Source organism: Chitinophaga niabensis, from assembly GCF_900129465.1.
GTDB classification, from domain to species: domain Bacteria; phylum Bacteroidota; class Bacteroidia; order Chitinophagales; family Chitinophagaceae; genus Chitinophaga; species Chitinophaga niabensis.
In genome coordinates, this window is sequence record NZ_FSRA01000001.1 from 635,457 (window position 1) to 643,633 (window position 8,177).

Genomic DNA, 8,177 nt, shown 5'->3' on the forward strand with positions numbered 1-8,177 from the left:
CTCTCTATAACGGGTTCTATGTGAAACAGTATCTTACTAAGTTATGCAAACGGTTGCATAAACAAGCATAGTATTTTGCCCTTTCCAGATAGGATTTTGCAGGTTAATTCCAGATGTCGTTATCTTTTGTAAAGATGAGGGGTTCTCCGTCTGTTACCATAATGGTATGTTCATGCTGGGCAACAAAACTGCCATCTTTCGCAGTGAGCGTCCAGCCGTCTCCGTTTTCGTATGCCCAGGTGGCTTTGGTGGAGATGAAGGTTTCTATGGCTACAACGCTGTTCTTTTTAAAACGGGTCTTATTGTATTTATCGTAGTAGTTGGCAATGGAATGCGGCTCTTCATGCAGGTTCCTGCCGATGCCGTGCCCGGTGAGGTTTTTGATCACCCGGTATCCGCGGCGTTTTGCTTCTGCTTCTATCAGTCCGCCGATGTCTGCGATCTTTACGCCGCCGTGTATATTAGCAATAGCGATCTTTAAAATGTCTTTGGAGGCATCTACCAGCACCTGGTGCTGATGAATGTCCTGCCCTAATACAAATGATCCGCCATTGTCTGCCCAGAAACCATCCAGCTCTGCGGATACATCCACATTCACCAGGTCTCCCTCCTGCAGTACCCTTCTTTTTGTGGGAATACCATGTGCAATTTCGTTGTTCACACTAATGCAGGTCCAGCCGGGGAAGCCGTACGTGAGTTTAGGTGCGGATTTAGCGCCGAAACTTTCCAGTGCTGCTCTGCCGAATTCATCCAGTTCTGCGGTGCTCATGCCGGGTTGTGCATAATTCCGCATGCTCTTTAAAGTGAGGGCTACTGCTTCACTTGCTTTCTGCATACCTGCCAGTTCTGCCTGTGTTGTAATTGACATGTTATCCGTTTATAAACTGCAAGATACGAAAATGGGATGTTTTTGGCGGCATGATCAAAGCATTGAGAGTTTTTTTACATTTGAGTATTATGATGAAGATCGTTTTAGCCAGTACCTCCACTTTACCCGGCCAGGATTACCTGGCTTACCTGCAGCCGGTGATGCAGCGCCTGTTCTCCGGAATTTCCGAGATCATCTTTGTGCCCTATGCCCGGCCCGGCGGTATCTCTCACGACGATTATACTGCACGCGCGGCAGCAGCGTTTGCTGCTATAGGTATCCGTGTAAAAGGGCTGCATACTTTCGAAGATCCGGCAACGGCTTTAAAACATGCGGAAGGGTTTTTCACAGGCGGTGGCAACACTTTCTTATTAGTGAAACAATTACATGAGCTTGAACTGATGGATGTATTGCGGCAGGAAACGGAGAAAGGAAAACCTTATCTCGGCACAAGTGCAGGCAGTAATATCGGCGGAGTGAATATGCAAACCACCAATGATATGCCGATCGTATATCCGCCTTCTTTTGAAACCATGGGCCTGGTGCCTTTTAATCTCAACCCGCATTACCTGGATCCTATGCCGGAGATAAAACACATGGGTGAAACCAGGGAAACGAGGATCAGGGAGTTCCATACACAGCAGGATGTACCGGTGATAGGGTTACGGGAAGGGAGCTGGATTGAAGTTTCAGGAACAGAGATCCGCTTACGCGGAGCGTTAAGTGCGAGGATCTTTAAGGCGGGGAGGGAAGCGTATGAGTTGGGGGCGGGGGGAGATCTGGCGATATTGTGAGTGCTAAAAATCCAGCAGGCCATATCTTTCTGAATGCTTCTGATGAAGATCGAGAAACTCAAACTTTGGAGCATTCTCCTGTTTTAACAGGTTATAGATCTTTATGCTATCTGTATCAGAGGAAAGATAAGCGCCAATAGTATCTTCTACATCCGCCTGGGAAAACAGCTTGGCATCGTTGGGGATGATATTTCTTTCCCTCAGTTTAAGCTTATCTCTATTCTTAAAAGCGATTTTTGCAAATTCACCTGTTCTTTTGGCATGAGACAGGTTGAAGGGAACGATCTGAAGGTTTCTTAAAGGAAGTTCATTTATATCACCTATAACGCAATATTCGGCGATGGAAATGGTAGAGATCATCAAAGGTGTCCGCTCCTCCAAAAAGTACCTGAAGTAGCCATTGGCGTGTTGAAAAAGTGGGTCTTCCTCATTAAGAAGGCGCACAAAAAAACTTGTATCAAGCAGAACAGATTTATGCGTCATAACCTCCTCTTATTTCTCTAAGCCATTTATCAGGATCGATGGAACCGGACCAGTTATTTTTTGCTTTAGACCTGAGTTCCTTTAAATAATCTTCATCATATGCAGGCTGATAGTTGATGAGTTCAAGGAAACGAAGGGTTGTTTTGTCAATTTCTCCCGTTTCGGCATGCTGCTTCCCTACTGCTCTGACACCATAATTTTTGTAAAGGAGATTGTTTTCCAGCTTTGCAAGATATTCCTTCTCCGTTTGAATGATCAATATGCCCATATCTTCTGTAGCAAGATGGATATTTGACCTTTCTTTTCCTCCCATACTGGTTATTTTGCCATAAAAGTAAAATTCAGCATCCACCCAAATAGCCTCAGTTCTGCAAAAGCGGGTTGTTTTGTCGATTTTAACTATGTTGGTATTGTCAAGGGAAGTTTTTACTTCAAAAACATAGTTCTTTTTAAATGCTATATCCTGGAATGTCTCAAAGGCTTTTGCTGTTGGCAGATCAAGGAAATCAACTGACTGATATTTGCTAACCTGGCCTACGACTGCATTAAAGCCAATAATATATTGCAGCGAAGTTTTAAAAACATGCCTTACTGAGCCTGCTTCAAGCTGGTAACTGATAGGAAAACGGTCTTTTTTATCACCAGGAACAATGAGCCCTTCAACCTGCTCTAATACTTCTATGACTTCACGAATATCATAGTTGCCTGGAGAAAGGTCTAGATTCCCTTTGCTACCGGTTATTCTTATCTCTATGTAACCTGTTTTTTCCACTATACAAATTTAACGAAATAAAGCCGGGATTCCGGGGCAGGTGGTCTGTAACTGATATATTGCCGCAGAATCGGAGAATATATCACTTTGAGACGGGTAAATACAGGGTGAATACTTAGTAAGCTCAGGGGCATCTACGGCTAAAAGGTGGACTTGATCTGAAAATGAGGTAAAGTAGCGGTAAAGCAGGGGAGGAACTACACCGGGGTATCATAAAATAAGATATAAAGGAAGTTCAAACGAATATGCAGGCTTCAAAAACAAAATCCTATCCCCCAAAAGCAGCATTTTTACGTGCAGGCACATAGGTTGCCCAAAGGAAGCGGACCTCCTTCAATTTTTTACCATAAAAATGAGCTTTACTCTAAAGGCGGAGGTTTCTTTTTGGAAGAACGGGGTTGTTTACGAAGCGGAGAGGCGGAACGTGTGGCAGGCTTGTAATGTACTTCTACGGATAATGTTTTATCCGGCAGTAATACGCCGATAATATCTGCAGCTAAATGTTTAACATCTTCCAACAGGGCCAGTTCACCATTCACCATTTGAAAAGGTATCACCTGCAATACAACAAAGGCCGTTTCCTTCTCCGCGTAAGGCAATACGAATGCTACTTTTTCAGGCAGCGCCCGTACATCTATTAATTTACTCTCTGATACAGCAGCTGTATATTTCGCTTTTGCAAAATCAATACCGGTTACAATTGCTTTTATTTCCAGGTGCGTAGTACCCTTTGTTTTTTTGAAAGCAGGATTAACGGATACGCATATATTACCATCTTTATCTTTTGTAAGAACAGGCTGGAAAGTTAACAGCTGGTCCAGCTTAGTGGTACTATTCAGGTTGAAACCGGTTAAAGCAGGAAGATGACGCGTAAGGATCCTCCGCTGCCCGGGAAAATGATGGGCATCTGCTTTCACGATGGCCTGCAATACTTTATTGATCCGGTTCACTAACTTCCCGTCATCCGGTATTTCCAGCTCTCCCGATAATGCATTACGCAGCAAACGGCCACCTTTACTTGCTGTGCCGAAGTCCAGCGCCGAACGTTTCGTTGCATAACTGCGCTCAACATGAGCAGGCATGCTGCGTAAAAGGTGAACGCCATCGACCTCGTAGCCGATCAGGTTACCCAGTTTACCCGTAAACGTTACAGGCCCTGTTTGCCTCGCCATAGTACTTGTTTTTCATACTTTCAATTTACGAAAAACACCGCACATTGCATATCTTTATTTTATAATGATTAAATAGTTTTCATATATTAAAACTATTTTGTTAATGGTAAGGAATCCAAATAAGGTTTATATCTTTGCTGGCATAGATGAGTCATGATAGTCAATTGACTATCTCTATATATTTATGTATTATGGAATATGTCCTGCGGAAACCCTTTGCTCCACCTGCATACCTATAATGCCATCTATATAGAACACCCCTGTAACCTTGGTTCTATTTAGAAGAATGAGACGTTTTGTTCACTTGCTGATGATTCCGCTTTTGACGGGAATGCCTGCGTTTGCTTTATCCGGAATGGATACTTTACCGTATACCATTACTCATTACACAGATGAGAATGGTTTACCACAGAATAGCGTAAAGTTCATTGCTCCGGATGATGAAGGATTTTTATGGCTGGCTACAGAAAATGGCCTGGTACGTTTTGAAGGCGACCGCTTCCGCAATTTCAACAGCAGCAGCCGGATCTCTTATATTTATTCCAATGCGGGACGGAATAAACTGTTTGCCAGAACAGACAAAAGGGAAGCGATCCGGGTGGAGAATGGCCGCACGGTGAAGTTTACACGTAATCCCAATACAGAGGATGATTATGAATTCCTCATCTATAATGATACCGCTTTCGTTTACCCGGTTAACAGCCTCCCCAACGTTTTTACCGATGTGATCCACCCGGACCATTTCCTGATCCCTGTAGATGCATACGATTATTACATGATCGGTATGGACAGCATCAGGTTCATCAGAAAAAAGCAGGAACAATACCGGTTTAAATATCCCATCGCCAGTCCCTGGAAATTTTTCACGCTGGGAGATAGTCTTTATCAGCTGACTGAAAACGGGGATGTTACCTTTTTTGATAAAGACAAACCTGTTAATGTGATCGTCAGGGGGGATATCCTTCATTATCCCGCTTACAGGAGCAGGAAAAAACACATTCAGTTATACTGGAATTTTGTAGCGGAACAGCTTTTCTTTTACCTGGATGAACGATGTTATTTCGTAGAGGCACTACCGGATGGCAGCTTAGGCACTACCCTGGTGGTGGAAGATTTTGATTTTACACAGCAATCTATCCTTTCTATTTATTATACCTCCTTTAATAAACGGGTTTATCTCGGCAGCCGTTCAAAAGGGTTGTTTGTTTTTACCTGGAAGCAATTCCATCCTTTTCGCACAGGTGAGGGGAAAACGGATGTGTATTATGCACAGGCGCCGTTTGGGGATGATAGCATTGTAACGCCGCAGGGAATTGTATTTGATGCGCATGGAAAATATTCCTCTTTACCCCTGTTCAACGGTGTAAAAGGGAAATATGATAATTACAGCATGCAGGTGGATAAGGAAGGCAACATCTGGGGTAAAGCCGACAGCAACATCTATAAAATGAATGCAGACTGTTCTGAAATACTGTGGTCAAGGGAATTACATGATGTTGTGAAACAGCTTTATGCAGATAATGCAGGCCGTTTATGGATCGGCACACATCGGTCAGGGCTCTATTATCTTTCCACGAAAGATGAAAATCCTGTACCACTCTTATATAGTGCTGCTATAAAAGATGCATCTTATATGCAGCTGGAGAATGCTGATACTATGTGGGCAGGGACCGAGAAAGGACTGTTCCGTATACAGATCAGTAAAAACCGGATAGACACAATTGCCGGCCTGGAGGAAGCTTATGTAAGAAGCGTATATATCCCCCGCAAAGACGAAGTTTGGATCACTACATATGGGAATGGCTTTTACCTTCACCACCAAAAAAGGTTGACCCCACTGCCCCTGGATAAGCTTAAATACCTGGCTTTTGCGCATTGCATTATCGGCGATGCTTACGGCTACCTGTGGATCACTACCAATAAAGGATTGTTCAAAGCTTCCCGTAAGGACCTGCTGGCCTATGCGGACTGGAAACAAACCCTTGTCTATTATTTCTATTACGGAAAGAGCCAGGGTTTTTTTACGAATGAATTTAACGGCGGATGCCAGCCCTGTGCTTTAACACTCAGGAACGGGGACATCTCCCTGCCTTCACTGGACGGTATTGTACGATTCTCTCCCGGTACTTTAAACCATGAGCTGCCGGTAAGAAAGTTGTTCCTGGATGAAGTGGAGCTGGATGGCTATTCTTTACCGGCCGGTGATACTATCAGCCTGCCTAACAATTTCCTGCAGTTCAAGCTGCACATTAGTACCCCATTTTTTGGTGACAACTACAATACACAGATCTTTTATTCTTTGGATGGTGAAGGAAAGGATGTATGGCTACCGGTGGAGAGCAACCGGACGATTTCGTTCTCCTCCATGCCTTCCGGCACATATCGTCTGCGGATCCGCAAGATCAATGGTTTTGGCGCTAATAATTTCATAGAAAAAACGATTGTTTTTAAGGTAGCCCTGGCCTGGTTTGAAACAGCATGGTTCCGGATACTGGTGCTCGGTTTGCTGGCCTTATCAATTGTAGCCTATCTCCGCTGGCGCATCACAAGCATTCAGTACAAAACACATTTACTGGAAACCCGTGTGTCTGACAGAACCAGGGAACTCAAGCAGGCACTAGAATACCTGCAGGCCTCGGAGAATAAACTGCGTAAGCAAACGCTGATGCAGCAGCGGCTGATAGCAGCTATCACGCATGATATCAAAACGCCGATGAAGTTCCTCATGCTCTTATCCAATAACCGGAATACAGGAGATAAGAGTGCTAAAGCAGTATATGATGCGCTCTACAAAATGTACCACCTGGTAGAGAACCTTATTCAGTATATGAAAACGCATATTAAGGGCGAAAGGGTTGTACTGGAAGCGGTAGACCTGCACGACCTGCTGGAAGAGAAGGCCGGGATCTTCAGGCCCATTGCAGCCGCAAGGGAAGTGGAGATCTTCAACAATACGGAACCAGGCAGTAAAGTAATGGTGAATCGCCAGTTGCTGGCCGTGGTAATGCACAACCTGCTGGATAATGCCGTGAAGTATACCACGCAGGGTTCTATCCGTATGGAAGCTGTTCACCAGGGAAATGAAGTCTGTATCAAATTTATAGATACAGGCATCGGTATGCAGCCGGTGCTGGCAGACTGGGTGAATCAGTATAATGCTACGGACACACAGGTGCATAATGGCATCGGCCTCCTGATCGTGATAGAGTTGCTCCTGTTGATCAACGGAAGGTTGAACGTAACGGCCAATAAGGATACAGGAACAACGGTATCGGTGATCCTGGATATCAATAATAGTAATTAGCGGGAATGAACGGTATCTAAAGTGTGGTACTGTACATCTTTACTTTTTCCAGTAGTTCTACAATATTGGAAATGCCCAGTTTTTCAAACACCCTTGTTTTATAGGTGCTCACGGTTGTCACCTGTAAATGCAGCATCTCTGCTATTTTCGCAACAGGTATTCCTTTAGTGAGCAGGTTCATCACTTCTATCTCACGGCCTGATAATGTGGCCAGCGGGTTCTGTGCCGGTTCCTTTTGGGTGTTAAGCATGTTCAGCATCTGCTCCCGTGTAACAGCACTCATGTATTTCTGCTGGTTCAGTACAGTCTGTATAGCCGTTCTGATCTCATCTTCCGGCGAATATTTTACAAGATATCCATCAGCGCCGGCCTGCATATAATTAATCGCAAACAGTTGTTCATCATAACCGGAAAAGATAAGGATCTTGATCTTTGGCTGCCGGAGCTTTACGGCATCGATCATCTGAAGACTGTTGCCGCCGGGAATATTAATGTCGAGTATCAGAAGGTCAAAAGGCTGCTGGTCCAGCAAAGTGATGACCTGGTCGAAAGTCTCAGCTTCTTTGATGGAAACAGGAATGGAAAGAGTAGATACAATATGCGTAACACCCAACCTTACAATGGTATGGTCATCCGCAATCAGGATAGTTTTCATTTTTACATAGGTTATGTTAGCTGCCTCCGGCTATACGAAGGGTTGCCGGACAAAAGTAGAATATAATTCTTCTTTTTGTTCCTTTCTTTCAGGCAAGTAGAACTATTACTACAAGTAAAGAGTTGATCT

At 44.1% G+C, this 8,177-nt stretch carries 7 protein-coding genes; 2 read left to right on the forward strand and 5 right to left on the reverse strand.

What is annotated here, in order from left to right:
* Positions 1 to 103: 103 nt before the first annotated feature.
* A complete protein-coding gene (gene map, locus BUR42_RS02590; RefSeq protein WP_074237617.1) occupies positions 104 to 868 on the reverse strand; it encodes a type I methionyl aminopeptidase in 765 nt (254 codons plus the stop codon).
* An 89-nt stretch (positions 869 to 957) separates the two neighbouring features.
* Between map and pepE the strand changes: the two genes are divergently transcribed.
* The gene (pepE, locus tag BUR42_RS02595; RefSeq protein WP_200798203.1) at positions 958 to 1,662 is read left to right on the forward strand and encodes a dipeptidase PepE; all 705 of its coding nucleotides are present in this window, start codon (positions 958 to 960) and stop codon (positions 1,660 to 1,662) included.
* A 3-nt stretch (positions 1,663 to 1,665) separates the two neighbouring features.
* On the opposite strand, the gene BUR42_RS02600 is transcribed toward pepE, so the two are convergent.
* From BUR42_RS02600 to BUR42_RS02610, 3 genes are all read right to left on the reverse strand, one after another.
* Positions 1,666 to 2,145 (reverse strand): type II toxin-antitoxin system VapC family toxin, encoded by a 480-nt coding sequence (locus BUR42_RS02600; protein ID WP_074237618.1) that lies wholly within the window; start codon positions 2,143 to 2,145, stop codon positions 1,666 to 1,668.
* On the reverse strand, positions 2,135 to 2,917 hold the full coding sequence (locus BUR42_RS02605; protein WP_074237620.1) for a hypothetical protein: 783 nt from the start codon (positions 2,915 to 2,917) through the stop codon (positions 2,135 to 2,137). The genes BUR42_RS02600 and BUR42_RS02605 overlap by 11 nt, the downstream gene beginning before the upstream one ends.
* Before the next feature lie 359 nt (positions 2,918 to 3,276).
* Positions 3,277 to 4,089, reverse strand: coding sequence for a hypothetical protein (locus tag BUR42_RS02610; RefSeq protein ID WP_074237622.1), 813 nt, complete (start codon positions 4,087 to 4,089; stop codon positions 3,277 to 3,279).
* Positions 4,090 to 4,444: 355 nt separating this feature from the next.
* On the opposite strand from BUR42_RS02610, the gene BUR42_RS02615 reads away from it, so the two are divergent.
* Positions 4,445 to 7,393 carry a two-component regulator propeller domain-containing protein gene (locus BUR42_RS02615; RefSeq protein ID WP_159442199.1) on the forward strand — a complete coding sequence of 983 codons (2,949 nt, stop codon included), beginning with the start codon at positions 4,445 to 4,447 and terminating at the stop codon, positions 7,391 to 7,393.
* Positions 7,394 to 7,409: 16 nt separating this feature from the next.
* Here the strand turns inward: BUR42_RS02615 and BUR42_RS02620 are convergent, their stop codons facing one another.
* The gene (locus BUR42_RS02620) at positions 7,410 to 8,048 is read right to left on the reverse strand and encodes a response regulator (protein ID WP_074237626.1); all 639 of its coding nucleotides are present in this window, start codon (positions 8,046 to 8,048) and stop codon (positions 7,410 to 7,412) included.
* Between the last annotated feature and the right edge of the window lie 129 nt (positions 8,049 to 8,177).

What these genes read in the sequence shown, in the direction of transcription:
- map (WP_074237617.1), bottom strand. Translation starts at nt 868, where the DNA reads ATGTCAATTACAACACAGGCAGAACTGGCAGGTATGCAGAAAGCAAGT.
- pepE (WP_200798203.1), top strand. Translation starts at nt 958, where the DNA reads ATGATGAAGATCGTTTTAGCCAGTACCTCCACTTTACCCGGCCAGGAT.
- BUR42_RS02600 (WP_074237618.1), bottom strand. Translation starts at nt 2,145, where the DNA reads ATGACGCATAAATCTGTTCTGCTTGATACAAGTTTTTTTGTGCGCCTT.
- BUR42_RS02610 (WP_074237622.1), bottom strand. Translation starts at nt 4,089, where the DNA reads ATGGCGAGGCAAACAGGGCCTGTAACGTTTACGGGTAAACTGGGTAAC.
- BUR42_RS02615 (WP_159442199.1), top strand. Translation starts at nt 4,445, where the DNA reads ATGGATACTTTACCGTATACCATTACTCATTACACAGATGAGAATGGT.
- BUR42_RS02620 (WP_074237626.1), bottom strand. Translation starts at nt 8,048, where the DNA reads ATGAAAACTATCCTGATTGCGGATGACCATACCATTGTAAGGTTGGGT.